17 protein-coding genes are annotated in these 25,515 nt (G+C 73.1%); 1 reads left to right on the top strand and 16 read right to left on the bottom strand.

From position 1 onward, the window contains the following. Positions 1 to 10: 10 nt before the first annotated feature. The 16 genes from rosag_RS00795 to rosag_RS00720 all read right to left on the bottom strand — a co-directional run bounded on the left by rosag_RS00795 (position 11) and on the right by rosag_RS00720 (position 24,723). Positions 11 to 1,510: a cellulase family glycosylhydrolase gene (locus tag rosag_RS00795; protein ID WP_284348089.1), complete on the bottom strand. Its 1,500-nt coding sequence runs from the start codon at positions 1,508 to 1,510 to the stop codon at positions 11 to 13. 342 nt (positions 1,511 to 1,852) lie between these two features. Then, on the bottom strand, positions 1,853 to 2,956 hold the full coding sequence (locus rosag_RS00790) for a mannonate dehydratase (protein WP_284348088.1): 1,104 nt from the start codon (positions 2,954 to 2,956) through the stop codon (positions 1,853 to 1,855). A 5-nt stretch (positions 2,957 to 2,961) separates the two neighbouring features. Further along, entirely contained in the window at positions 2,962 to 4,428 is a 1,467-nt protein-coding gene (locus rosag_RS00785) for a sialate O-acetylesterase (protein ID WP_284348087.1), read from the bottom strand. Beyond that, positions 4,425 to 5,243, bottom strand: coding sequence for an SDR family oxidoreductase (locus rosag_RS00780; protein ID WP_284348086.1), 819 nt, complete (start codon positions 5,241 to 5,243; stop codon positions 4,425 to 4,427). Before rosag_RS00780 ends, rosag_RS00785 begins: the two co-directional genes overlap by 4 nt. Before the next feature lie 5 nt (positions 5,244 to 5,248). Further along, positions 5,249 to 8,239 (bottom strand): glycoside hydrolase family 2 TIM barrel-domain containing protein, encoded by a 2,991-nt coding sequence (locus rosag_RS00775; protein ID WP_284348085.1) that lies wholly within the window; start codon positions 8,237 to 8,239, stop codon positions 5,249 to 5,251. Positions 8,240 to 8,408: 169 nt separating this feature from the next. Then, the gene (locus rosag_RS00770) at positions 8,409 to 11,072 is read right to left on the bottom strand and encodes a glycoside hydrolase family 2 TIM barrel-domain containing protein (protein ID WP_284348084.1); all 2,664 of its coding nucleotides are present in this window, start codon (positions 11,070 to 11,072) and stop codon (positions 8,409 to 8,411) included. Positions 11,073 to 11,079: 7 nt separating this feature from the next. Then, positions 11,080 to 12,996, bottom strand: coding sequence for a DUF4838 domain-containing protein (locus tag rosag_RS00765; RefSeq protein ID WP_284348083.1), 1,917 nt, complete (start codon positions 12,994 to 12,996; stop codon positions 11,080 to 11,082). 4 nt (positions 12,997 to 13,000) lie between these two features. Continuing rightward, positions 13,001 to 14,608: a RagB/SusD family nutrient uptake outer membrane protein gene (locus tag rosag_RS00760; RefSeq protein ID WP_284348082.1), complete on the bottom strand. Its 1,608-nt coding sequence runs from the start codon at positions 14,606 to 14,608 to the stop codon at positions 13,001 to 13,003. A 28-nt stretch (positions 14,609 to 14,636) separates the two neighbouring features. After that, positions 14,637 to 17,618, bottom strand: a complete 2,982-nt coding sequence (locus rosag_RS00755) for a SusC/RagA family TonB-linked outer membrane protein (RefSeq protein WP_284348081.1) — start codon at positions 17,616 to 17,618, stop codon at positions 14,637 to 14,639. Between the two features lie 82 nt (positions 17,619 to 17,700). After that, positions 17,701 to 20,511: a hypothetical protein gene (locus rosag_RS00750; protein ID WP_284348079.1), complete on the bottom strand. Its 2,811-nt coding sequence runs from the start codon at positions 20,509 to 20,511 to the stop codon at positions 17,701 to 17,703. Beyond that, positions 20,511 to 21,245: a FadR/GntR family transcriptional regulator gene (locus rosag_RS00745; RefSeq protein WP_284348078.1), complete on the bottom strand. Its 735-nt coding sequence runs from the start codon at positions 21,243 to 21,245 to the stop codon at positions 20,511 to 20,513. Before rosag_RS00745 ends, rosag_RS00750 begins: the two co-directional genes overlap by 1 nt. 198 nt (positions 21,246 to 21,443) lie before the next feature. Then, positions 21,444 to 21,803 (bottom strand): hypothetical protein, encoded by a 360-nt coding sequence (locus rosag_RS00740; protein ID WP_284348077.1) that lies wholly within the window; start codon positions 21,801 to 21,803, stop codon positions 21,444 to 21,446. A 12-nt stretch (positions 21,804 to 21,815) separates the two neighbouring features. Next, positions 21,816 to 22,331: a hypothetical protein gene (locus rosag_RS00735; RefSeq protein ID WP_284348076.1), complete on the bottom strand. Its 516-nt coding sequence runs from the start codon at positions 22,329 to 22,331 to the stop codon at positions 21,816 to 21,818. A gap of 34 nt (positions 22,332 to 22,365) precedes the next feature. Continuing rightward, the gene (locus rosag_RS00730; protein ID WP_284348075.1) at positions 22,366 to 22,767 is read right to left on the bottom strand and encodes a hypothetical protein; all 402 of its coding nucleotides are present in this window, start codon (positions 22,765 to 22,767) and stop codon (positions 22,366 to 22,368) included. A gap of 31 nt (positions 22,768 to 22,798) precedes the next feature. Beyond that, the gene (locus rosag_RS00725) at positions 22,799 to 23,470 is read right to left on the bottom strand and encodes a hypothetical protein (RefSeq protein WP_284348074.1); all 672 of its coding nucleotides are present in this window, start codon (positions 23,468 to 23,470) and stop codon (positions 22,799 to 22,801) included. A gap of 257 nt (positions 23,471 to 23,727) precedes the next feature. Continuing rightward, a complete protein-coding gene (locus rosag_RS00720; RefSeq protein ID WP_284348073.1) occupies positions 23,728 to 24,723 on the bottom strand; it encodes a threonine dehydratase in 996 nt (331 codons plus the stop codon). Between the two features lie 292 nt (positions 24,724 to 25,015). On the opposite strand from rosag_RS00720, the gene rosag_RS00715 reads away from it, so the two are divergent. Next, positions 25,016 to 25,465, top strand: a complete 450-nt coding sequence (locus tag rosag_RS00715; RefSeq protein ID WP_284348072.1) for a group III truncated hemoglobin — start codon at positions 25,016 to 25,018, stop codon at positions 25,463 to 25,465. The last annotated feature ends 50 nt before the right edge of the window (positions 25,466 to 25,515 follow it).

Here is a 25,515-nt window from a genome sequence, read left to right as displayed (position 1 = left end):
GCGCCGAGCGCTACTTCCGCGTCAGCAGCACGAGCGCGACGGCGTGCGGCTCGAGGTCGAGCGGCACGTCGACCGACTCGGCGTAGGCCATCTCGGTCGTGCTGGACGGGACGAGCGACGTCTGCGCGGGGTTCGTGTAGACGTTGTTCGTCTTCGAGTCGATGACGTAGACGGTCGCGCGCATCCGGCTGCCGCCGACCGCCGACCTCGGGATGCCCTTGATGTGGACGTTGAACGCGCCGGGCTGCGTCGGCGTCGTGCGCCAGTGGTAGTTCCACACCAGCACCGCGATCCCGTCGCCGGGCTTCATCGCCGCCACCGCGTGCGTGCCGATGCCGAGCGAGTTGACGTAGCTGGACGTGGCACTGATGCGCGTCTTGCGGGCCGAGAGCTCGCGCGCCAGCAGCAGGGCGTTGCCGTACGGGTAGGGCGTGGCCGTCTGCACGTTCGCGAGCTGCGACTTCATCGGCAGCGAGCCGTGGTGGATGGCCCAGTTGAACACCTCGTCGACGCCGCTCTCGTAGAGGTAGAGCGCCTTGGTCAGCTGGCCGGCCGGCTGCAGCGTCACCAGCTGCGCGTCGGTGAAGCGCACCGGACGCGTCGAGCCGCCGAACACGCCGTACTCGGTCACGAACGTCGGGATCGACGGCAGCCCGTGCTTCGCCATCGCCGCGTCGATGCGCTGGCGCACGTCGCCCAGCTGCGCCGGACGGTCGGTCTCGCCGTAGACGTGGAAGGTGAAGACGTCGAGGCGCTTCGCCGGGTCCGGATCGGCGGCGTACGCGGCGAGGAAGCCGTCGGCGTACTGCAGCATGTTCACCGTGTTGCTGGTGAACGCGCCGTTGGTGATCAGCAGGCGGTCCCCGTTCCCGAGCCCCATCGCCGCGTTGGCCGCGTTCACGGCGCGGTAGTAGCGCTGGTACATCGGGTAGTACGTCGCCATCGTCTCGTCGCCGGCGTCCGGCTCGTTGCCGACCTGGATGAAGCGGATGTTCGGGTACTTGGTCTTGTAGTAGACCAGCGTCTCCTTCAGGAACGTCTCGAACGCCTCGCCCTGCGGCAGCTTCCACTGCGAGGTCGGGTTGTAGGCGCTGAGCGCGACGAGCACCTGCTTCCCCGCCGACGCGTAGAAGCGCAGCGCGTCCTCGGCGCCGACGCCGCTCGACTCGTACGGATAGTTGTAGTCGACGTTCCCGTTGTTGTAGACGTAGCGGACCTGGATCCAGGTGCGCACGACGTCGTGGTCGAGCCGCCGCATGTAGTCGCGCGTCGCCTCGCCGGGCAGTGGGCTCGACGTCGAGTGCGTGCTCGCGCGCTCGAAGCGGATGACGTCGCCCTGCGGCTCCGAGGCGTCGACGACGATGCGGCTCTGGCTCTCCGCCGTACCGACGTCGGCCGACGCGCCGTCGCGCGGGAGGAGCGCGCGCTCGACGGGCGTCGGGTCGGCGCACCCCCAGGTGACGGCGGCGAGCAGCGGTGCGAGGATGCGACGGGGAACGGCCACGGACATGCGGCAACCTCCGGACGATGGTCGGGACGGGAACCGGCGGCACGAGCGGTGACGCCGGGCGATGCTACTGCTTCGTGCGCTCACGGATTTGCGGCTCGCGCACCCTTTCACCGTCGCGCGCGCGACGACGCGTACGAGGCGCGCCTGGCCGTGCGAACCTGGGTTGCAAGCGAGTCGATGCACGGGCGAGGGCGCGCGGAGCGGCCGTGGACGCCGCCGCGACGCCAGCAAGGAGACGTGATGCGCGGAGCGCGATCATGGCTCCGCAGCGGCCGGCGTCGCAGCGGCGGGAGCGGCTGCCCCGCGCGCCCGCGCCGGCGCACCGAACTCGCCCCCTCGAACTCAGCGCGCCGCCGCCGCGACCACCCGTCCCGCGTCGTAGCGATCGACGGCCTGCATCGCGGCCTTGATGTAGCCCAGCGCGAACGCCATCCCCGCGTGCCACGGCGCGCCGCACGTCATCTCGGGCGTGTGGTCCGGGATGATCACGCCGTCGAACTGCACGTCGCGCAGGATCGACAGCACGCGGATCATGTCGAGGTCCCCCTCGTCCACGAACACCTCCTGGTAGTGCGGCACCTTGCCGCGCACGTTGCGGAAGTGGACGTAGGCGATCTTGCCCAGACGGCCGTAGTGCTCGGTCGCCTCGTACACGTCGCCCTCGGCCATCTCCTGCAGGGAGCCGAGGCAGTACTCCAGCGCGCTCGACGAGCTGGGGACGAGATCCAGCATGCGCTGGTACTTGCCGGGCGTGTTCACCAGCCGCGCGCCGCCGCGCAGCGCATCCGTCGGCGGATCGTCCGGGTGCAGCGCCATGCGCACGCCGTTCTCCTCGGCCACCGGCAGGATCTGCTGCAGGAACCACTCGAGCCGCTGCCAGATCTCGTCGCTGCTGATGGGCGCGACGACGCCCTCGGGCGCGTCGGGGTCGTAGACCATGTTCCACACCATGCCGTTCGGCAGCGGCGTGGCCTTGTCAATCTTCGACTCGTCGTAGACCAGCGCCTTCGCGCCGCCGCGGCCGTACGGGCCCTTCGTCCAGCCCCACACGCCCGCGATGCTGAAGTTGTAGCCCATGATGGGAATGCCCGCGCGGCCGATCGCCTGGATCGTGCGCTTCAGGTTCTCCATCTGCTGCACCTTCTTCGGGCCGTCGAGCAGCACGTCGTGCCAGTGCGAGGGATCGAAGTTCTCGATCGCCTCCCACGTCAGGCCCGCGCCCTCGATCTCCTTCTTGATCGCGACCAGCTCCTCGTAGGTCCAGGGCCGGTCCTGGTTCTGCGTCACGCCCCAGCCGAGCGTCGGCGGGCCGCTGGTGAGGTTGGGCGTCGCGCCCTTGAAGTAGTCCACCAGGTGGACGATCAGGTGCGTCACGCCGGCCTGCTTCGCGAACGCGAAGTTGTCGGGCGTGAGCAGGCTGCGGTACAGTCCGAGTCCGAGCTTCATGTCGATCAGCGGCGGGAGGAAGCGCCGGCCGTGCGGCCGGCCGGCGCGTCGTCGGTGCGGAAGGGCGAGGCCGGGAGGCCGTCGGTGTCGGTCAGGTTGGCGATCGGGAAGTCGCGCCAGCCGTAGCGCGCCGCCGTCGGCGCGCGCAGGGCGGGGCTCCAGGCCAGCACGCGCGCGCCGCGCACGACGGCGCGCGCGGGCACCCAGCGGCCGTCGGCGCCCGCGAGCTCGAAGCCCGCGAGCGTGTCGCCGCGCGCCACCAGCGTGCGCGCGTGCGAGAAGGTCAGCTCGGCGGTGTCGCCACGCACGCGCAGCGCCTCGAAGCGCGGGCCGGCCCACGCGACGGGCTCGCCGTACGCGAGCGCGCGTGCCGCGCGCGCCAGCCGCGCGCCCACGACGTCCTTGCGCGTGGGATGCAGGTCGTGCGGCTCGCCCTGGTCGTGCGAGACGATCATGCCGACGTTCGGCACGGTGCGCGCGACGTGCAGCTGCGCGGCGCGGAGCTGCGCCCAGTTGGCGCGCGGCGTCTCGACGGTGTCGGGCAGGTAGCCGGGGAGCTGCACGAAGAGGAACGGGAAGTCGCCCTGCCCCCAGCCCGCGCGCCAGCCGTCGATCACGGCGGGGAAGAGCGCGCGGTACTCCGTCGCGCGCCCCGCGTTCGACTCGCCCTGGTACCAGATCGCGCCCCTGATGGCGTACGGCTGCAGCGAGGCGATCATCGCGTTGTAGAGGATCGCAGGACGCTTGGGCGCCTTCGGCAGCGGCAGCTTCCGCAGCGACGGGTCGCGCTGCTCGGCGTCGAAGCGCGCCAGCAGCGGCTGCAGCGCGGGCACGCGGTCCATCGCCGGGCGCGACGCCCAGGTCTCGGCGGTCGTGCCGCCCCAGTACGAGCCGATGATGCCCACCGGCACGCCGAGCCGCCGCCGCAGGTCGCGCGCGAAGTAGTACGCGACGGCGGAGAAGCCCGCGACGGTGGCCGAGTCGGCGCGCGTCCACGTCCCGCGCCGCGGCGCGGCGATCGGCGCGTCGGCCGAGTCCTGGCCCACGAGGAAGAGGCGCAGCCCCGAGTCTGGCGCCTGCGCGAGCACCGTGTCGGCGCCCGGCACGCGGCGCGTCACGAGGCCCATGTTCGACTGCCCGCCGGCGACCCACACCTCGCCCACCAGGACGTCGCGCGCGCGCGCCGTGTCGGCGCGGCCGGCGGCGACCAGCACGTGTGGGCCGCCCGCCGCGAGCGGCGCGAGCCGCACGCGCCACGCGCCGTCGGCGCCGGCGACCGCGGTCGCGCGCTGGCCGGCGACGGTGACGGTGACGCGCTCGCCCGCGGGCGCCGTGCCCCACACCGGCAGGCGCACGCCGCGCTGCAGCACCGCGCCGTCCACGAACAGCGGATGCAGCGTCACCTGCGCGTGCGCGGGTGCCGCCAGCGTGAAGGCGCCGAGCGCCGCGAGCGCGCGGAGCGCGAAGGTCATACGCCGCTGAAGGCGCTGAAGCCGCCGTCCACCGGCAGCACCGTGCCCGTCACGAACGAGGCCGCGTCGCTGCACAGGAACACCACCGCGCCGATCAGCTCCTCGGGCGCGCCGAAGCGGCCCATCGGCGTGCGGGCGATGACGGTCTTCGCGCGGTCGGTGTAGCTGCCGTCCTCGTTCACCAGCACGCCGCGGTTCTGGTGCGCGAGGAAGAAGCCCGGCGCGATCGCGTTGACGCGCAGCCCCGCGCCGCACTTGCGCGCCAGGTCCACGGCCAGCCACTTCGTGAAGTTGTCGATCGCCGCCTTGGCCACCGAGTAGCCCAGGACGCCGCTGATGGCCTGCATCGCCGCCATCGAGGAGATGTTGACGATGCTCCCCTTGCCCTGCTCGGCCATCGCGGCGCCGAACATCAGCGACGGCGCGACGCTCCCGTGCAGGTTGAGCTTCACCACCTCGTCGAACGCGTCCATCGGCATCCCGAACGGCGGCACGCCGTCGGTGCGCGCGCGCGCGACGTTGCCGCCGGCGGCGTTGATCAGGATGTCCACGCGTCCCCACCGGCCCACGACCTCGTCGCGCGCGGCGCGCAGCGCGCCCTCGTCGAGCACGTCGGCGGCGAGCGCCATCGCTTCCGCGCCAGTCTCGCGCAGCGCGGCGGCGCGCTCCTCGCCGGCATCGCGGCGGCGGCCGAGCACCGCCACGCGGGCGCCGGCACGCGCGAGGCCCTCGGCCATCTGGCCCCCGAGGACGCCGGTGCCGCCGGTGACGACGGCGACGCGGCCGGTGAGGTCGAACGGATTCGCAGCGGGCATCGCGGTCATCGGAAGTCGGTCTCCAGCAGCACGAGGCGGCGATCGCCCCGGTAGGTGAGGGCGAGCGCGGTCGCGTTGGCCAGCGGCGTCTCGACGGTGATCGTCTGCCCGGCGGGCACGCTGACCTGCTGCCGCGCGCCGTTCAGCTTGATCTCCAGCGTCTTCGCGTCGGTGGCCTGGTTGTGCACGACCGTCGTCATCGTGCGGCGGCCGGCGGGCACGCGCAGCCACACGCGCCCCTCGCCGGTCGCTGGCGTGCCCTTCTCCAGCCGCACCGCGCCGCCGAGCGTGAACGTGAAGGGGCCGTATGGCCGGCGGCCGCGGCCGACGTACTGGATGGACGGGTTCGTGTTCCAGCCGCCGAACGCGCCCGCGAAGGCGAAACCGGTCGAGTCCACGCGGATCGTGCGTGCGCCCTTCATGCCGTCGGGGATCACGGGCACCGTGTGCAGCAACAGGCCGTTGTAGATGCCGGTGACGAGCCCGCGCTCGGACGCGTAGTCGCCCCACGTGATCTTGCGGTCGACGAGCGGGTGCGCCTCGTGCGCGTCCGCGGACGCCATGTAGCGCACCATGTTGCCGAGCAGGCGGTCGGCGGCCGGGTCGAGGCCGGCGCGATGCACGACGTCGAAGCCCGACACGAGCACCGAGCCGCGCCCGTCGAACAGCTCGGCCAGCGCGACGCCCTCGAGGCCGTGGTCGTAGTTGGCGAGCACCGCGACCCGGCCGAGGCGCGCCGGATCGGCGACGACGAAGCCGCGCGTCACCGGATAGACCTCGGGGAAGCCGGGCCTCGCGTCGTCCCAGCGCGTCCAGTCGGACCAGAGGAAGAGGCGATCGCGGTCGAGCCCCGCGAGCACCGGATGGTCGGGACGCTCGGGGTTGATCGACATCCCGTTCCGGAACGGGCGGCCGCCGGGATAGACGTCCGGATGGTCGAGCTGCTCCGTCTGCAGCGTGATGCGCGCGGGCAGCCACGACGCGTCGAAGCGGTCGGGCCGCTGCGGCAGCACCAGGACGCGTCCGCCCGCGGCCACGAAGGCGCGCAGCCGCGCCGTGTCGCGCGTCGCCGCGGCGCTCCACGCGCCGTCACCGATCACGAGCGCATCGCGCGCCGCGTCGAGCGCGCCGAGCGTGGCGGCCGCGCGGTGCGGCAGCCCGAGGCGCGTGAGGGCGCGGCCCGTGGCGCCGGCCGAGTCGTCGAGCAGCACGATGCGGCGCGCGGGCGCCGCGGCGGCCGGCCGCGCGAACGCGGGCTGCGCGACCCACAGCGACGTCTGGTTGCGCGACAGCGTGTCGGCGCCGCGCGTCAGCACGCCGGCCAGCGTGTAGCTCCCCGTCGCGAGGTCGGCCGGCAGCGCCACGGAGAGCGGCGTGCGCCCGGTGCCGAAGTAGCGCACGTCCGGCATCGCCGTCGTGCCCTGCTGCCGCACGCGGCCCGACGCGTCGGCGAGCGTCCAGCGCAGCGACAGCCCGGCCAGGTCCTCGCCCGACTCGGCGTCGTTCACGACGTGCGCGACCGGCGCGATCGTGCTGCCCGCATACACCTGCGGCGTCCACAGCTCCCAGCTCAGGAGCACCGGCTGGTAGGAGCGCGCGTACTGCGCCGCGACCGGCTTGGGGCGCATGCCGGCGAAGCTCGTGATGCCGTGCCAGTCGTGGAAGACGATGGTGAACGGCAGCAGCCCCGCGAGGTACGGGTTGCGCGCGCGCAGGCGGCGCGTGATCTCGATCCCCTGCCCCGCCACCCACGCCTGGTACGCCAGCGCGCGCGGCCCCTGCTCGGCGTCCGGCGCGTGGCCGGTCCAGTTCAGCTGCGACTCGGGCTGCTTCGTGTTGGACGCGAGGTTGTAGCGGCCGTCGGGGCCCGTGTAGTTGCCGACCGCCTCGGTGAGCGTGATCGGCTGCTTCGCGTCCGAGCGCCAACAGATCTTCGGATCGCGCAGCGTGTAGAAGCTGAGGGCCGAGTTGTAGTACCAGCCCCAGTAGCGGTGGATGTCGCACACCTCGCCGCCGCGGCCGAAGCCGTAGCCCGCGTTGCCGATGTAGAGGCGCGTGTCGTCCCACCTCGACAGCCGCGCGTGCATCTCGCCCAGGAAGGCGGCGACCTCCGCGTGGCCCGTCTTCAGGTAGCTGATCTCGGGCGCGGCCTGCTCGTTCGAGAGCGCGTAGACGACGACGCTCGGGTGGTTGGCCTGCGGCGCGATGACGCGGTCGCGGTACCACCGCTCGCTCTCGTCCAGCGACACCTGCGGCGGCTTCGTGGACGACGCGCCGTTGGGCGTGCCGTAGTGGCCCTGGAAGACGAGCATCCCGACCTCGTCGGCCGCGTCCATCCAGACCTGCGACGGCCGCGTGAAGCGCACGACGTTGACGCCGATGCCCTTCATGTAGCGCAGGTAGTCGCGCGCGAAGCGCGGGCTCTCGCTCAGCGAGTCCGGGAGGTTGCGCTCGGGCGGGTTGATCGCGTTGCCGCGCAGGAAGAGCGGCCGCCCGTTGAGGAAGAGCCGGCCCTCGTTCGCGCCGATGGTGCGGAAGCCGATGCGCGTCGTGTCCGCGAGCCGTCCGGCGCCGACGTCCACGGTCAACGTGTACAGCGTGGGCGACTGCGGGCTCCAGCGCGCGGGCGCCAGGCGCGGCGTGCGCGCGACCAGCTTCGCCACGCCGTCGGGGCCGACGCTCATGCGGCCCAGCTCACCCGACCAGAGCGGCGCGCCGCCGGCGACGGGCGTGATGGTCGCGCGCACCGGCGCGTTCGCCAGCGCCGCCGGCGAGACGCCGTCCTTCGACACGGCGATGGCACCCGTCGTCGCGGGCGACAGCGTCACCTCGATGCGCGCGCCCGCGGTGTCGGTGAAGGCGAGCACGCGGAACGGCGGCACGCGCACGGCGCGCGCGGCGGCGCTCGCGGGCGCCTCGTCGTCGGTCTGCGCGTGGAGCGCCGCCGGCGCGGCGGCCAGCAGGAACGCGAGGAGGGTGGGCCGTCGGAGAGTCATCCCGAGCGCAGCGAGGGATCTGGTGTGCGTCACGTGTGGTGCGTCATCGGTGGGCCGTCCCTGTCCGCCACGGAATCCACGCGTACCGCAGCCTGGATCCCTCCCCCTCGCTGCGCTCGGGGTCGGGATGACGACGGAGGACGCCCCGGTGTGAACTGACGCGGTCATGTCAGCGCCTGCGGACACGGATGCCATTGAGGACGGGCTGCCCCTGCAGCGCGCGGAAGGCGACGACGATCCCGCCGCCGTTCGTCGCGCTCGTGGTGACGGTCAGGGTGGTGGCCGGCGCGACGTTTCCGCGCGTCGTCAGGTCCAGCCGCTCGGCCACGGTCGCGCCGTTCACCGCGACGGAGAACACGCGCGCGCCCGAGCCGCCGCTCGCCGCCTCGGCGCCGCCCGCGGCCGCCGTGCCCGCGACGCCGCCGGTGCCCGCGAAGCGCAGCTCCACCTCGTAGTCGCCGTCGGGCACGTCCACGCGATAGCCCTGGAGGTTCGACTGGTACGTGGCGTACATCGGCGACTGCGCGGTGTTGGTGATGACCACCTCGCGCGCCATCAGCGCCCGCTGCCCACCCACGGAGCCGAAGCTCCCGGCGGCGTACGGCTGGTCGGCCAGCCACACCAGGCCGTCGGCGTCCGCGTACTGCGCGTTCGAGCCGACGTTCACCGCCAGCTCGCGGAACGGCGTCTTGGGGTCGCGCAGGTCGGCGGGCGTGCGGTCCATGCGGATCGTCATGCGGTCGACCGCCGTCTGCCCCTCGCCCGTCGCGCGCGCTTCGACGACGTTGTCGCCGTCCGCGAACGCGACGTCCCAGCTCGCCTTCCGCACGTCGTCCGGCGTCTTCGCACCCAGCGACTTCCCGTTCACGAACAGCTCCACGCTGCCGAGCGTGGTGTAGACGTCGATCGGCTGCGTGACGGTGGTCGCGCCCACGCCGCCGCGGTGCGACCAGTCGCGGCTCGCGACATAGACCATCGGCGCGGTCGTCCAGTTGGCCTGGTACAGGTAGTAGACGTCCTTCGGCTTCCGGTCGAACGTGTACAGCCCCTTCTTGTTCATGTGGGGCGTCGTCTCGCCGATGTGGGGCTGCGAGAAGTCGAACTGGTTCCACACCGCGGTGCCCGCGAGCCACGGCCGCGCGCGCGACTGCCGGATGTAGGACTCGTGGTACATCCGGTGCCACGTGCCCGAGTGGTCGAAGCGCTCGGGCGCGGTGCTGTTCAGCCGCAGCTCGCTCCCCGAGCCGTACTCGCTGAGGAGGATCGCCTGCTTCGGGCTGCGCACGTGCCGGCGGTCGAGCGTCGGGCCGTACTCCGCGAACGTCCCGCCGTACCAGCCGTTGTAGAGGTTGAGCCCCAGCACCATGGGGATCTCGGCCACGCCCGCCGTGTCGTACGACGCCGCGCCGTGGATCGCCATCGCGGTCGCGCGCGCGGGATCCTCGGCCCGCGCGAGGCGCTCCATGCCGCGCGCGAAGTCGCGCACCTGCCGCATGTAGGTCGTGTCGCTCTGCCGCGCGATGCGCGCGCCGGCCTCGCTCCACAGGAACACCTCGTTCATCGTCCCCCAGATGACGACGGACGGGTGGTTGTGGTGCTGGCGGATCATCTCGCGCAGCATGCGCTGGCTGTTGGCCGTGAACGCGTCGGAGACGGTGATCTGGTTGACCACCGGCACCTCCTCCCAGATCAGCAGCCCCAGGCGGTCCGCGGCGTCGAGCACCGCGGGGTCCTGCGGGTAGTGCGCGAGGCGCAGGAAGTTCGCGCCCATCGCCTTGATGATCTCGAGGTCGCGCACGTGCAGCTGGTTGCTCAGCGCGGAGCCCAGCCCCTGGTAGTCCTGGTGGCGGTTCGTGCCGCGGAGGAACGTCTTCCTGCCGTTCAGCGTGAAGCCGCTGTCGGCGTCGAAGCGGAACCAGCGGAAGCCGAGCGGGCTCGTGACGCGATCGATCACCCGATCGCCGTCGTGGACGTCGGTGCGGACCGAGTACAGGTACGGCGTGTCGGGCGACCAGAGGCGCGGCGCGCGCACGGCGGGCAGCGCCTGCGCGAACTCCGCCTGGCCGCGCGCGGGCACGCGCACCGTGGTCGTCGCCTCGCCCACCCGCGCGCCGGCCGAGTCGAGGATGGTCGAGACGACGCGCAGCGTGCGCGCCGCGCCGCCGTCGTTCGAGAGCGTGCCGCGCACGCGCGCCTCGCCCGCCTCACGCGACACGCGCGGCGTCGTGACATACACGCCCGGGCCGCCGTGGTCGCCGAGCGTGACGTGGGCCGAGTCGGTCGCGACGAGCCAGACGTCGCGGTAGATGCCCCCGTACAGCGCGAAGCCCACCGACAGCGGCGCGATCGCCGGCCGGTGGCTGTTGTCCACCTGCACGGCGATCAGCTGCTCGTTGCCGCCGCCCCACTGCAGGTGCCGCGTGACGTCCAGCGTGAAGGCCGTGTAGCCGCCCGCGTGCTCGCCGGCGTACGCGCCGTTGACGTAGACCTCCGCCGTCTGGTTCGCGCCCTCGAAGTGGAGGAAGACGCGCTTCCCCTTCAGCGAGTCGGGGAGCGTGAGGCGCTTGCGGTACCAGCCGATGCCGCGGCGGTAGCTCTCGACGTCGTCGAAGACGTCCTGCGCGTTCCAGGTGTGCGGCAGGTTCACCCGCTCCCACCCGGTGTCGTTCAGCCACCCCTTCTCGGCGAACTCGACGCCGTCGGCGCGGTAGCGCCAGCCGTCGTTGATGGTCATGCGCACGCGCGGGTCCGGCGTCTGGGCGACGGCCGGCAGCGCGGCGAGGGCGAGCAGCGCGAGCGAGCGGCGGGCGATGGCGGCGAGCGGCGTGTTCACGGCGATTCTACGGCGTGTCGGCGGCGGCCGTGGGCGCGGTGGCGTCCAGGCCGTAGTGGCGGAGGTAGCGCGCGCGGTCGGCGCGACCGTACATGAGGAAGGTGCCCGCGTCGGCGTTGGCAGTCAGCATCGCGACCAGCGCCTCGACCTGGGCGCGGCGCGCGTCGGCGGGCGCGTTCGTCAGCCGCAGCTCCTGCAGCGCGAGGTCGCGCCGCGCGAAGTCGAGCATGAGGGCGAGGCGGCGCAGCGCCGCGCCATCGGTGGCGTTCGCCCGGGCCGCGGCGTCGCGCACCGCGGCCAGCCGGCGCTCCACCAGCCGGCGCGCCTCGGTCACGCGCGCCAGCGGCTTCGGGGCCGAGTAGGGCACCGAGCCGTACGTGCGCACCACGTCCTCGAGCGTGCGGAGCGCCGCGGCGGCCGCGGTCGCGCCCGTGCCGAAGCGGGCGCGCGCGTGGTCGTCGATCAGCGCCTCGGCGTCCGCGTCGGGGTTCCAGGCGAGGCGGCCGAGGGCGACGTGATTGAGCTCGTAGGTGAACCAGTCGCCCGGCTCGACGTAGCTGGAGACCGACGTCATGCCGTGCCCCGCGTGCCAGCGCAGGTCGTGCGCGATGTAGCGCGGCAGCAGCACCGGCAGCGAGCGCCAGGCGTAGCGGCGGTAGTAGGCGTAGACGCCCAGGTTCCGCGGGCGCACCGCGCGCCACGCCGCGAGCGTGTCGACGTACTGGCGGTTGTTCGCGCCCGCCGCGTCGTCGATCGCGACGTCGAAGTTCTGGCCGATGGGGCAGAAGTCGACGAGAATCTCGGGGTCGAGCGCGACGGTCGGCGGCGACTTCAGGTTCGCGTAGGCGATGATCTGCACGCGCGTGCGCAGCCCTTCGGCGCGCAGTCGCCGCACCAGCGCGTTGGCCAGCCGCGCCTGCCGGTCGGCGGGCGAGCCCAGCGCCGCGTCGGCCGCGCACTCCGCCCAGCGCACGCCGTCGGGCGGCCAGAAGTCGAAGACGTCGATCTCGGAGCGGTCGCGCAGGTAGCGCACGACGCCGTCGAGGACGTGGCGCACCGCGCCCGAGTCGGACGTGTTGAACGCCAGCCGCTCCTCGCGCGACGGCCGGCACTGCGCGTCGCGCCCGAACCACTCGGGATGCGCCGCGAACAGCGCGCCGTCGCGCCGCGCGCTGAGGAAGTTCTGCCACCCATGGCCGCCGATCTCGACGCGCAGGTCGCGTCGGCGCAGCTCCGGCGTCAGCGCGTCGCGCCACCGGTCCCACGTCACGCGCCCCGAGCCGCCGAAGTCCTGCGGCGCCATGAGCGTGTTGAAGCGGAGCTTCGGCATCCACGCGACGATCGCGCGCAGGCTGGCCGAATCGTGCGACATCCCCTCCGACACGTCGACCTTGCGGATCGCGAAGCGTGGCCGCTCGGCCACCGTCGCGGGGCCCGTGTAGACGAGCGTCGCGCGCCGCGGCACCAGCTCGTGCGCGCCCTGGTGGAACGCCAGCGCCGGCGCCAGCCAGCGGCAGCCGAGGCGCTCCAGCAGGTCGTAGGCGGCGTAGAGCGCCGCGCGCGGGCTCGCGCCCGTGAGCACCAGCGAGTCGCCGCGCACCGCGATCGTGTAGCCGTCGCGCGCGGTGGCGGCCGTGTCCGCGGTCGGGACGACGCGCACGACGATCGGGTGCGCGCCCGCCGGCGCCGACGGCGCGACGCGGAACGTCGCGCCGCTGATGCGCCCCAGGTACGCCGCCAGCTCCGCGGCGGCGAGCGCCTCGGGCGCCGACCCGCCGGGCGGCGACACGACGACGTACGCCGTGGCGCCGCCGCGCGCGAGCGTCAGCGCGGCGGGCGGTCCCCCGCGCTGCGCGCGCGCCGCGGCGGGGACCAGGGCCGCGAGCGCCAGCGCGGCGCCCGCGGTGGTGCGAGTGAGGGTCACCCGCTCAGAAGCCCGGGTTCTGCGCCATCGGCTTCCCGCTGTTCGCGTCGATCACGTCCTGCGGGATCGGGAGCAGCGTGTCGCGCGCGATCATGACCGGCGCGGTGATCGGGTTGTAGCGCTTCACCCGGTCGAGCAGCGTGCCGGTGCGCAGCAGCGTGTAGCGGCGCTGCTCCTCGGTCACCAGCTCGCGCGACCGCTCGTCGAGGATGAAGTCGAGCGTCACCTGCGCCGGCGTGATGACCGACGCGCCCGCGCGGCGCCGCAGCGCGTTGATGGCGTCCGCCGCCGGCGCCAGCTTGCCCTGCTTGAACTGCGCCTCCGCCAGCAGCAGGTACGTCTCCGCGAGCCGGATGTAGGGCTGGTCGCCGTACTGCTCCGCCGACGCCGGGTCGATCGGGCTCGCGCCGTCCCACTTGCGCGTGCTCGGCCAGAGCGGGTCGTTGGCCTTCTCGGCGGCGACGACCGTCTTCACCGTGTCGCCGAGGCGGCGGCCGGCGGGCAGCGTCGCCGCGTTGTTCATCAGGTAGTAGCGGCGCACCGCGAACTCGCCGCCGCGCTGGTCGGCCGGCTCGTACAGGTTGAGCGCGTAGCGCGTCATCGCGAGGCGCCCGATGCCGCGGCCGCCGTTCTCCAGCGACACCGCGAGGCCGCGGTTGCTCTCGTAGCGCGTCACCCAGCTGCGGCGCATGATGTTCGTGCCGCCGCCCACCGTGTTGAACGCGTACTGCAGCACCCACAGCGCCTCGGTGTTGCCCTGCGAGCGGTTGACGTTGCCGTCCACGAACTGGTCCATGAACGGCACGCCCGGCTGCGTCGACCGCACGCCGTAGCGCGCGGTGATCAGCTTGTACTGCGGGTCGTTGATGACCGCCTGCGCCTTCTCCTCCGCCTGCGCGGGCTGGCCCAGCGCGAGGTACATCTCGGCCAGGTAGTGCTGCGCCACCGCCTTCGTCACCTTGCCCGGGTTGCTCGACGTCGTGGGCAGCTTCGACTCGGCGTACAGCAGGTCGGCGACGATGATGCGGCGCACCGAGTCGCGCGGGATGCGCTCCCAGTCCGTGCGGATCGCCTCGCCCGACGACTCCTCGAGCGTCACCGGGACCGCGCCCCACATGTAGCTCAGGTGCCGGTACGCCCAGGCGCGGATCAGGCGCGCCTCGGCCACCACGCGCTCCTTCTCGGCCGTCGTCATCGTCACCGCCGGGCCGTCGGCGCGGTTGATGATGGTGTTGGCGGCGTTGATGGTCTGGTACAGCCAGTTCCAGGTGCGGCGGATGTAGTCGTCCTGCGAGTTGTTGCGGACGCCGTACTCCGTGAACAGGCGCTCGGTGGGCGACAGGTACATGCCGTACCCGTTGTCGACGCCGATCACCATCCCGGTCTGGAAGATGTTGTTCGTCTGCCCGTCGTCCGAGCCCGCGCGCTCGCGCCGCACCTGGTAATAGAGCGCGTTGAGCCCGGCCTCGAAGCCGGCGAGGTCGGTGTAGAGGTTGTCGGCGACGATGATGTCGCGCGGCTTCTCGGTCAGGAACTCGTCGTCGCAGCCGGTGGCGCCGGCGGCGGCCAGCGCGACGAGGGCCAGGGCGACGGCGCGGAGGCGCGGGAGCATGGCGGGACGCTGGGAGAGGGGGGCGCGATCAGAAGCCGACATTGAGCCCCCCGGTGACGATGCGCTCGAGCGGGATGGAGCGCTGGTTCGACAGCTCGGGGTCGAGCCCCGTCCACTTGGTGCTCGTCCACAGGTTGCGGCCGTTCACGTAGACGCGGAGCGTGCGCGCGCCGATGCGGCCGGCGAGCGTCGTCGGCACGTCGTACTGCAGCGAGAGGTCGCGCAGGCGGACGAAGCTCGCGTCCTCGTAGAACGGCACGCTGAGCGGGTTGCTCGTGTTGCTGTTGGCCGGGTACGTGTTGATCGGGTTCGCGGCCGTCCAGTACTGGCGGTACACCGTGTTGCGGCGCACGTCCGAGAACACCTGGTTGGTGCCGAGCAGGATGTTCGAGCGCGTGACGCCCTGCACCGTGTTGAGGTAGGCGTTCAGCGACAGGCGCTTGTAGCGGAACGTGTTGGCGAGGCCCGCGATGTAGTCCGGCTGCAGGCTGCCGATGAAGGTGCGGTCGAGCGGGTCGATCTTCTTGTCGCCGTTCAGGTCCGCGATCTTCACGTCGCCCGGCTTGGCCGTCGGCTGGGCCGAGTTGGCGATGTCGTCGCCCGTCTGCCAGATGCCGGCGAACTGGTAGCCGTAGTTGACGTCGATCGGCCGGCCGATGAACCAGCCATTGACGATGTCGTCCTGCTTGTCGCCGTAGAGGTCGACGATCCTGTTGCGGTTGGCGGAGATGTTGAGCTCCGTCTGCCACTGGAAGCCGCCGCGGTCGATGTTGGTCGTCCCCAGCTGCAGCTCGATGCCCTTGTTGGCCGTGCGCCCGATGTTCTGCGTGATCGTCGTGATGCCGTGCACCGACGAGATCGCGCGGGCGAGCAGCAGGTCGCGCGTGCTGGCCGAGTAGGCGTCGATGGTCGCGCGCACGCGGTCGTTCCACAGGCCGAGATCCACGCCGACGTTGCGCGACGTCGTCGTCTCCCACTTCAGGTCCGGGTTGCCGAGCGTGGTCGGGATGTAGCCGGGCGCGGCGACGTCGCCGTTCAGGTACGAGCGGTCGTCCAGCTGCGACAGCGTGCGGTACGGGCGGATGGCCTGGTTGCCGTTCTGGCCGTACGACAGGCGCACCTTCAGCGTGTTCACCGTCTCCTTCCACGGGAAGAACGCCTCGTTGGCGGCGTTCCAGCCGAGCGCCGTGGAGGTGAAGACGCCGTACTTGTTGTTGCTGCCGAAGCCCGAGTAGCCGTCGCGGCGGACCGTGAAGGTCAGCAGGTAGCGGTCGTCGTAGCCGTAGTTGGCGCGCCCCATCTGCGACACGAGGTCGTAGTCGGTCACCGACACCGTCGGCACCGAGAGGAGCGGCACCGTCGAGCGGTAGCCGAGGACGTCGTTCGGGAAGCCCTGCCCGCGCACGCCGTTGACGTCGAGGTCACTGCCCTGGCGGCTGTAGAGCCCCGTGAAGTCGAGGTTGTGCGCGCCGAAGCCGCGCTGGTAGCGCAGGATGTTCTCCAGCGTCCAGTCGTTGCGCAGCGTGTTGGAGACCGTCGCCAGCCCCTGCACCGCGCGGCCCGTCTGCGTGTTGCGGCCCCAGTACGTGCCGGTCTTGCTGCTCGCCAGGTCGAGGCCCGCGTTGACGCGGAAGCTCAGCCCCTGGACGCGCGGCACCGTCAGCTGCAGGAAGTTGCTGGTGAAGAGCCGGCGCGTGAGGTCGTCGTCGACGGCGAGCAGCGGCTCCAGCGCGTTGTTCGTGACCGGATCCTCGGGCCACGGTACGACGGCGAGCGTGGTGCCGTCCGCCTCGTAGGGGCTGATGAGCGGGTTGGCGAAGAACGCGTTCTCGAAGCTCGCGCCGCGCCCGCTGCGGTCGATCTGCGACACCTGCGTGTTGGTCCCCACCGACAGCCACTTGGAGAGGCGCTGGTCGAGGTTCGCGCGCACCGTGGCGCGGTCCAGCAGGTCGTTGCGCGCCACGCCGTCGATCTTCAGCAGCGAGCCGCCCAGGTAGTACTTCGTGTCGTCGCTGCCGCCGCGCACGTTGAAGTCGTGCTGCTGCTGGCTGCCGCTGTGCGTGGCGAGGTCCACCCACGGCGTGTTCACGCCGGCCGCCAGGTTGCGCTGCTCGGTGGTGGTGAGCGCGGTGTTGCAGTTCTGGCCGTTGTTGATGCGCACGCACTTGAAGTCCGCGAACTCCTGCGCCGTCATCAGCCGCGGGATGTTCGCGTACTCGCTGCGGCCGGTGTAGCCGCTGTACGCGACCTGCGGCTTGCCGCTGGTGCCGCGCTTGGACGTGATGAGGATGACGCCGTTGGAGCCGCGCGCGCCGTAGATGGCCGTCGCCGACGCGTCCTTCAGCACCTCGATCGAGCCGATGTCGCTCGGGTTGATGTCGGTCAGCGACCCGTTGTACGGGATGCCGTCCACCACCACGAGCGGGTTCGTGCTGGCCGAGATCGAGTTGCGGCCGCGGATCTGGACGTTGACGTTCCCCTCCGCGCCGGCGCTGCTGGTCGTCACCTGCACGCCCGGCAGCGCGCCCTGGAGCGCCTGCTCGACGCTGGCGTTCGGCTTGTTCTCCAGCCGCTCGGGCGTGATGCTCGTGACCGAGCCCGTGATGTCGCTGCGGCGCTGCGTGCCGTAGCCGACGACGACGACCTCCGAGAGCGAGAGCGCGTTGCGGCGCAGCCGGAGCTCGACGTCGGTGCGGCCGGCGAGCGCGATGGTGTCCTGCGCGAAGCCGATGCGCGAGACCACCAGCGTGTACTGCGCGCTCGGGAGCCGCAGGCTGAACTCGCCGCGCTCGTTGGTCTGCGTGCCGATCACGGGGTTCGTGCCGCGCGCGACGACGTTCGCGCCGACGACGGGCTCGCCCGTCTCGGCCACGAGCACGCGGCCGCGCACGGCGACCTGGGTGGCCGCCTGCCCCGTGGGCTGCTGCGCGGCGAGTCGGGCGCCGATGGGTGCGGTGACGAGCAGCGGGGCGGCGAGCAGGGCGGCCGTCCGCCAGCGGGAGACACTCATGGGTGATCCCGGTCCTGTGTGTGGGAAGGAGTGGGGTGCTGCGGGGCTACGTGCTGCTGCGTGCTGCGTGCTGCGTGCGGCGTCAGGGCGGATCGGCTTCCGTCACGCCCGCCTTGTGGCCGAGGAGGTTGCCGGGCTCGCGTCCCGTGTGGCGCATCGCGGCGTCCTTCGCCTGCGGCCAGAAGCGGAGCACGAAGTCGGTGGCCGCCGCCTGCACCGCGGCCTTGTCGGCGCCGGTGAGCAGCAGCGTGCGGTCGCGCAGCGCGACGGTGCCGACCTTCGCCGCCGCGTCGGGCATCACGCCGACCTGCACCAGCGTCGCCCGCGCGCGCAGCGAGTCGGGCACGTCGGCCATCGCGGACACGCGCACCGGGCGGCCGGTCGCCGCCTGCAGCGTGCTCGCGACCAGGAACGCCATCTCGACCTCGAGCACCGACGCCTTGTCGACCCACGCGACGGTGACCGGGCGCGCCCAGTCGATGCGGCGCACGACGTCCGCGCCGCCCTCGTACGTCACGCGGTCGCCGAGCAGCGGCGCGGTGAACGTGGGCGCGCCGGGATTGCCGGCGACGCCCCAGCCGAGCGACGTGCGGGTGCCGTACGCGACGCGGACGAAATGGTGGTACGCGCCGGGCTTCGCGCCGGGCGCGAGCCGCAGCGCGAGGCGGCCCTCGTGCGTCGCGCCGGCGGCGAGCGTGACGCGCGCCGCGGACTGCAGCGTCGCCGTGACGCCGTCAAACGACTGCGGCGCGAGCGTCAGCGTGACCGCGCGGCCCGTGCGGTTCTCGACCGTGAACGTCGTCGTCGCGCGCCCGTTCGCGAACGTCGCCTCGCGCACCGTCACCGGCAGCACGCGCACCGGCGCGTCCGACGGGCCGTAGGCGCGGATCAGCCGCACCCACTCCTCGGCCTCGGGCTTGGGGCGGCGGTCCAGCGCCACCGCCTCGTAGTGCCGCCCGCCGTTCAGCGAGATGCTCGGGCTCACCGCCAGCATCTCGTGGAACTGGAACTGGTCCACCTGCGGGAGCGCGCGCGGCTTCAGGATCGCCTCGAAGATCTCCGCCACCTCGCGGTGCCGCCGCTCGGGCGACAGGCGCGTGATGTCCTTCCAGTTGAACTCCCCCAGCGTGGCCGGCAGCCCCAGGTCGCTCGCGTAGCCGCCCGTGCCCAGCGCGTGCGAGAGGAACGACTCCTTCCACGGCGCGCCGTGCTTGTACGCGTGCAGGCCGACCCGGTCGAACGGCGTGCCGAGCTGGCGCAGCCGCTCGAACTGGCCGTGGTTGCCGGCCGTCGTGAGGAACGCGTCCAGGGACGGCGCGCCGCGCTTCACCGCCTGGTAGAGCGACGACCACCGCTCCGCGCTGCCCGGCTTCACGCCGCCGATGAGGATCTCGTTCTCGATCTCGACGCCCACCAGCACGTCGCGGTAGCGCGCCGCGAGCGCGGTCACCCATGCCGCGGGACCTTCGGTGTCGATCAGGATGCGGAGGCCGAGCGCGCGCGCCTGCTGCGCGTACCAGTCGAGGAACGCGAGCGCCTCGGCGCGCGGCAGCTGCTGCAGCAGCTCCAGGTGGTGCAGCCGCACGACCTCGAAGCCCATCGCGCGGATGATGTGCAGGTCCGTGCGCATGCGCGGCACGTACGTGCGCCACCTCGCCCACTGCACCGGCGACACCGGCCACCACGTCTCGCGGTCGGTGCCCGGCGTGCGGTAGAAGTCGAGGTTCTCGACGAACGTCGAGTACGGGAAGTACGCCGTCCCGAACGTCACCGCGCGCACGCCGACGTCCACGGTCGCGGAGTCGCGCACCGGGCCGCGCGACGCGCGGTCGGCGGCGAGGCGATGGCCCGCGAAGCCGCGCAGCTGCGACTCCTCCCACTGCGCATCGGGATTCGCGGAGACCGCCAGCCGCCACGACAGCGTGAGCGCGTCGCCCGCGCGCATCGGCGCGTACGGCGTCACCGGCATGTAGCGCGACTTCGCCTGCTCGGCGTTGGGCCCGGCGATCTCGGAGACGAGGAACGCCGCGTCCTGCACGCGCCGCGTCCGCTCCCAGACGTAGAAGTGCGAGCCCTCGACCCACTCGCCCTTCGCGTTCTGGATCGTCGGCGTCGGCGTGAACCCGTTCACCGAGAGGAACGAGAGCGGACCCGCCGGCCAGCGCGCCCAATCCACGCCGCGCACGTACCAGAAGTCGCGGTCCCACGTGTCCGGCGAGTCGCTGCCGTCGAGGACGCGCCCGTTGAAGCGGAGGCGCGCCGCCGGCGCGGCCGTGAGCACGCCCGGCGTCGTCACGCGGCGCACGAGCGCGACGTACGCGGGACCCGCCGGCGCCTCGCGCTCGACGCGGGCGCGCGCGTCGACCCACCCGCCGCCGTACGGCGCGAGCGTCACCGTCACGCGATAGCCGTCCTGCCGCGTCTCCGCCGCGAAGCTCCCGTCCACCTGCGGCTTCCACGTGAGCGCCGTGGGGCGGAACGCGGCGACCGCGCTGTCCACGGTCGCGCTGCTTCCCGGCAGCACGACCAGCCCGAGGTCGAGCGTGCCCGCCGGCCGGCCGTCCCACGCCAGCGCGAGCGCGCCGCCCGCGGGCGTCACGCGCAGCGGTCCGAGGAGGAACGGATGCGGTCCGTCGGCGGGGAGCGCCGCGCGCGTGAGCCGCGCCGCGCCGCCGGCCGGCAGCGCCACGACCGCGCGCACCGCGCCACCGCGCACCTCGGCCGTCGCGCCGGCCCCGACGTAGTGGCCGTCGGGGAGCGCCACCGCCGCGTTCACCGGGCCGGCGTAGGGGAGCTCGTGGTTGTTGCGGACCGTCAGCGTCTGGGCGGCCGCGGCTGCGGGGAGCAGCGACGCGGCGGCGAGGAGGGGCGCGGTGCGGAGGTGGGCGCGCATCAGGCGACCGGGTGGGCGGCGGGGTCCCAGCGGCGCAGCACGTCGCGCACGCCGTCCAGGTGGGCGCGCATGCGCTCCGCGGCGAGCGCGGCGTCGCGGCGCTCCAGCGCCTCCAGGATCCCGAGGTGCTCGGCGTGGTCCTGCCCGCGCGAGCCGTGGATGTCGAGGATCACGCGCTGCTCCTCCTTGAACAGGCTCCCGAGGACCTCGAGGAGCTGGAACAGCACGCCGTTCCCCGAGGCCTGCGCGATCGCGCGGTGGAAGGCGAGGTTGGTCTGGTTGAGCAGGACCGCGTCGTCGAGCATGGCGCCCGCGCGCAGGAGCAGCGTCCGCAGCTGCACCAGGTCCTCCTCCGTCGCGTGCTCGGCCGCCAGCGACACCGACTGGACCTCGATCGGGATGCGGGCCTCGATCAGGTCGACGAGGAGCTTCTGCGAGAACGCGCCCCCGAAGCCGGGGTTCGAGATCAGCAGGGCGTCGGGGATCCGGCCGACGTAGACGCCGGAGCCGTGGCGGATGTCGACGACGCCGAGCGTCTCGAGCTTGCGGAGCCCCTCGCGGACCGAGGCGCCGGCGACGCCGAAGTGGCGGGCCATCTCCGCGATCGCCGGGAGGCGGTCGCCCGGCTGGTAGTCGCGGCGCTGGATCAGCTGCCGGATGCGCTGGGCGACGTCGTCGGCCAGGCTCTGGCGCAGGACCGGCTGGAGGGCGACGTCCATGGTCGGGACCGGCATGCGATCGAGTGAGCAAGTCATCAGATGACTTGGCGAGCGGCCAAGCTGATCCGGGGACCGGAGGCCGTCAAGGGGTTCGTACGGCGCGCGTACGAAAGCCACATGCGAGGCGCCCGCCCCGCCCACCGCGGCGCGAGGCCGGACGGTGCACGGGACGGGCGCGGCCGGCCGCCATCGGCGGCCGTGTCTACGAGCTTCTCAGCGTGCGGGCGGGCGCACGTCGGCCGGACGCGGCATCGCCGACGGATATGCCTCAGGCGGTGCGGTCGAGCCGGCCTTGAACTCCAGGAACAGGTCGCCGACGACGACCTCCGGCACCCGCACCTGGTCCGCCGGCACCTGCTGCCGGACCCATTCGGCCGCCCGGCGCGTGGTCTCCTCCGCCCCCTGGCGATCGTGGCAGACGCTGACCGTGATCAGCTGGTCGCCCGAGCGGATCGCCTGGTAGCTGACGAACCCGGCGACCGACCCGATGAGCTGGCGCACCTCGTCCTGCCGGCGCGCGAGCGTCGCGATCAGCCCCTCGGCTCCGGTGTAGCGGCGCACGATGGCGTACATGGCGCCTCCGGCTCAGGGACGCCGCGTGCCCTCCGTGCGCAGCTGCAGCACGGAGTCGGGCCCCGACGTCTTGTAGTGCGCGACCGTCCGGCCGACGATCCGGTCGCCCTGCATGCGCATCACGCTGTGCGTGGTCACCTGCACCCCGCGCCGCCGCACGCTCGCGTACGGCCCCGCCTCCGCGACGATGCTGTCGCCCGCGACCGAGACGATGCGCACCTTCACGGGCGCCCGGTCGGGGAAGGCCATCATCCAGCCGGTCGAGTCGGCGGTCGCGGTCATCACGTACGTCGTCGCCGTCGTGTCGCCGGACTCCGGCACGGCGCGCATGTCCCACCGGCCCGCGACGGCGCCGAGCGAGATGGGGGCCGCCGCGGCCGGGGTCGCCGGAGCCGGCGTCGCCATCGTCCCGGCGGCGGACTCCGGGGTCGCCGACACCGCCGCGGCGGTGTCGCTCGTGCTGCGGTCCTTCGAGCTGCAGCCGGCGAGCGCGGCCAGCGCCAGCAGGCTCGGGATGCGTCCTCGCATGGTCCCTCCGTGAGTGGCCCGTGTGTGGCCGACGTCAGGTCGGCAGGTACGCCGGCACGGTGCCGGCGTCCGCCAGCGTCGAGGTCAGCGCCTGCGCCTGCGCGCCCCAGTTCGCGTAGAGGCGCTGCAGGTCGTCGCCCAGGTAGGCGCCGTGCACGCCGAAGTGGTCGACGACGTGCAGGCTGCGGTTGCTGAGCCGCAGGAACTCGTCGCTCAGCCGGATGCGCTGCAGCTGCGCGGGATCGCCGCGCGCCAGCAGGAAGCCCGCGAGCGTGCCGCCGCTCGGCTCCAGCGCGACGGGCTCGAAGCTGTCGATCTCGCCGGCGCGCTGCAGCCGGCCGAAGTAGCCCAGCACCTCGTTGAACACCACGAGCGCGTGCTGCTCGCGCCCGCGCACCGCCTGCCCCCACACCACCACGAGTGCCCCGTTGGTCATCGCGCCTCCCGCGCTGACATGTCGGTCGCTCTCACTTCGGGGTCGGACGCATCACGCGCGCGGCGCCCGGCGCCGCGGGCAGCGGCACCATGAGGTGCGCGTAGGGCGTCCCCTTCCACATCACGAAGGGCCCGCCACCGCGTGGATCGGACGGCAGCGAGTCGAGCAGCGACCGGTCCGGCAACGCGAGCATCACGTGCGGGCCCGACACGACCCAGTCGTTGTCCGCGGTCTTCTGCGTCGCGAACGGATCGGTGTTGCTGACGCCCGCGTCGCCCTGGAGCATGTAGGCGACGCCGAGCTTGCGCACCGTGGGCGTCGAGCGGCTCGCCCACGCCTTCACGAGCTGCTGCCACTCCGGGTCCAGGCACATCGGGTCGCGGCCGGATGCCCCCGCGAACGTCTGCGGCGTCGTCGGGTGGCAGACCCACCCGTTGGTGCCGGCGCGCAGCTCGCGCATGCTGCCGCCCTCGGCCATCGGCCAGTCGATGATGGTCGCCTGCTCGGCGATGGACGCCGGGGCCGCGCTCATCGCGTCCTGGATCTTCTGCGTGGCGGTCCGCGCCGGCGCCGTGCGCGAGGCGGCGGGACGGGCCACGGGCTGCTGCGCGGGTTGCGGCGCGGGCTGCTGCGCGTCGAGCGCGCGCGGAAGCGCCAGGCAGACCGACAGCCCGGCGAGGTAGAGCCAAGCACGGCGCGTCATGCGCACCTCCTGTCTTCGGGGAGGCACGGCGGCGGCGCATGCGTCCGACGTCACCGCCGGCCGCTCAATCGCACGTGGTTCCTTACGAACGCCGACCGCGATGACGCGGCGGCGGGTGCGCCAGCAGATCGGGACTCGCGAAGCGCATCGCACTCGACTCCCTGGAGGAGAATGCGTACGCCCCCAGTATGCATCGCGGCGGCCACAGAGCAACGTGAGCCGTTCGCCGCGCGACGTCGGTCGCGCTCAGCGCATCTTCAGCTCGCCAGCACGCGCGCGTAGACCTCGGCGTCCACGTTGCCGCCGGTCAGCACGAGCGCGACGCGACGCCCGACGTCGCGCGCCGCCGCGCGCTCCTGCAGCAGCGCCGCGAGCGCCGCCGCGCCCGCGCCCTCGGCCACGTTGTGCGTGTCGGTGAACAGCGCGCGCATCGCGTGCGCCACCTCGTCGTCGGTCACCTCCAGCACGCGCGCGAGCCCGCGCCGCGCGCCGTCGCCGCGCAGCAGCGCGAGCGCCGCCGGCACGGGCGTGCGGCACGCCATCCCGTCCGCCAGCTGCGTGTGCACCGCGTGCGACTCCGCCACGCCGCTCGCCAGCGAGCGCGCGTACGCGGGCGCGTGCGCGCTCACGATGCCCACGACCTCCGTGCGCAGGCCGAGCGCGTCGCGCGCCGCGAGCACGCCGCAGGCGCCGGAGCCGAGGCCGATCGGGACGTAGACGGTGTCGAGGTCGGGGACGGCGCGGAACAGCTCCAGCGCGTACGTCCCGACGCCCGCGACCAGCACCGGATGGAAGCTCGGCAGCCGGTGCCAGCCGCGCTCGCGCGCCAGCGCATCCGCCGCCTCCGCGGACGCCTGGAAGTCGTCGCCCGCCTCGACCAGCTCGACGCCCTGCGCGCGCATGGCGGCGTTCTTCTCGCGGCTGTTGCCGTGCGGCACGACGACGAGCGCCGGGATCCCGTGCCGCGCCGCCGCGAGCCCGACGCTCTGCCCGTGGTTGCCGCGCGTCGCGGTGACGACGCCCGCCACGCGCGGCACCTGCCGCGCGAGCCAGTCGAAGTACGTGATGCCGCCGCGCACCTTGAACGCGCCCGCGGGCGTGTGGTTCTCGTGCTTGACCCACGTCGCGACGCCCGTGCGCGCCTCCAGCAGCGGCCAGCGGTACTGCGGCGTCGCGGGCATCGCCGCGTGCACGAGCGCGGACGCGGCTTCGAGCTCCGCGAGCGAGGGGAGCGTGTCGAGGCGGGCGGTCATGCGGGGAAGCTAGCTTCGCGCTGCGTGCTGCGTGTACGGCCGCTCGGGACGCTTCGGCGCGCCGGGGCCGTTCGGCCTTTGGAGGGATGCGGATGCTGCGGATGACTCGGATGCTGCGGATCGCTCCGCGTGGCGCACGGCGCGTCGCCGCCGCGCGGAGCGATCCGAATGATCCGTTCCGATCCGGAGCATCCGCATCCCTCCAGAAGGCACAGGGGCCAGCGCGTCGAGGCACGCCACGCAGCACGCAGCGCGCAGCACGCAGCATCGGTGTCCCGCTAGCTTCCACCTCGTGTCACAGTCCCTCCCGATCACCGTCGCCGACGCGCATGAAGCGAGCGTCGCCCGCGAGGACGCCGCGCGCCCCGACGTCGACGACGCCGCGCTGATCCCGCTCCTCACCGCGTTCTACGCGACCATCGAGGAGGACGCGCTGCTGCAGCCCTACTTCGCGCCGCTCGACATGGCCGCGCACCTCCCGCGCATCGCGGACTTCTGGTCGACGCTGCTCTTCCACTCGGGGCGCTACCAGGGCAACGCCTTCCGGCCGCACGCCGACATGCCCGGCCTCACGGCCGAGCACTTCGGGCGCTGGCTGGCGACGCTCGAGCGCGTCGTCGATGCGCGCCACAGCGGGCCCGCCGCCGAGCGGATGAAGGCCCTCGGCCACCGCGTCGCGTACAGCATGCAGCTACGGCTGGGGATCCCACCGGTGCTGCCGTTCCGGTCCAGCGGCGACTGACGCTCCGCCGTCTGTGTGCCCACGCAGGTGGTGTCACACCACGCAGACGG

It is taken from the genome of Roseisolibacter agri, assembly GCF_030159095.1.
GTDB classification, from domain to species: Bacteria; Gemmatimonadota; Gemmatimonadetes; order Gemmatimonadales; family Gemmatimonadaceae; genus Roseisolibacter; species Roseisolibacter agri.
The sequence above is the reverse complement of the archived record's forward strand: the minus strand, read 5'-3'. Positions and strand labels throughout refer to the sequence as shown.

Coding starts and splice junctions, on each gene's coding strand:
- rosag_RS00740 (WP_284348077.1), bottom strand. CDS start 21,803: ATGTACGCCATCGTGCGCCGCTACACCGGAGCCGAGGGGCTGATCGCG.
- rosag_RS00780 (WP_284348086.1), bottom strand. CDS start 5,243: ATGCCCGCTGCGAATCCGTTCGACCTCACCGGCCGCGTCGCCGTCGTC.
- rosag_RS00775 (WP_284348085.1), bottom strand. CDS start 8,239: ATGACTCTCCGACGGCCCACCCTCCTCGCGTTCCTGCTGGCCGCCGCG.
- rosag_RS00790 (WP_284348088.1), bottom strand. CDS start 2,956: ATGAAGCTCGGACTCGGACTGTACCGCAGCCTGCTCACGCCCGACAAC.
- rosag_RS00725 (WP_284348074.1), bottom strand. CDS start 23,470: ATGACGCGCCGTGCTTGGCTCTACCTCGCCGGGCTGTCGGTCTGCCTG.
- rosag_RS00745 (WP_284348078.1), bottom strand. CDS start 21,245: ATGCCGGTCCCGACCATGGACGTCGCCCTCCAGCCGGTCCTGCGCCAG.
- rosag_RS00730 (WP_284348075.1), bottom strand. CDS start 22,767: ATGACCAACGGGGCACTCGTGGTGGTGTGGGGGCAGGCGGTGCGCGGG.
- rosag_RS00720 (WP_284348073.1), bottom strand. CDS start 24,723: ATGACCGCCCGCCTCGACACGCTCCCCTCGCTCGCGGAGCTCGAAGCC.
- rosag_RS00735 (WP_284348076.1), bottom strand. CDS start 22,331: ATGCGAGGACGCATCCCGAGCCTGCTGGCGCTGGCCGCGCTCGCCGGC.
- rosag_RS00755 (WP_284348081.1), bottom strand. CDS start 17,618: ATGAGTGTCTCCCGCTGGCGGACGGCCGCCCTGCTCGCCGCCCCGCTG.
- rosag_RS00750 (WP_284348079.1), bottom strand. CDS start 20,511: ATGCGCGCCCACCTCCGCACCGCGCCCCTCCTCGCCGCCGCGTCGCTG.
- rosag_RS00795 (WP_284348089.1), bottom strand. CDS start 1,510: ATGTCCGTGGCCGTTCCCCGTCGCATCCTCGCACCGCTGCTCGCCGCC.
- rosag_RS00785 (WP_284348087.1), bottom strand. CDS start 4,428: ATGACCTTCGCGCTCCGCGCGCTCGCGGCGCTCGGCGCCTTCACGCTG.
- rosag_RS00760 (WP_284348082.1), bottom strand. CDS start 14,608: ATGCTCCCGCGCCTCCGCGCCGTCGCCCTGGCCCTCGTCGCGCTGGCC.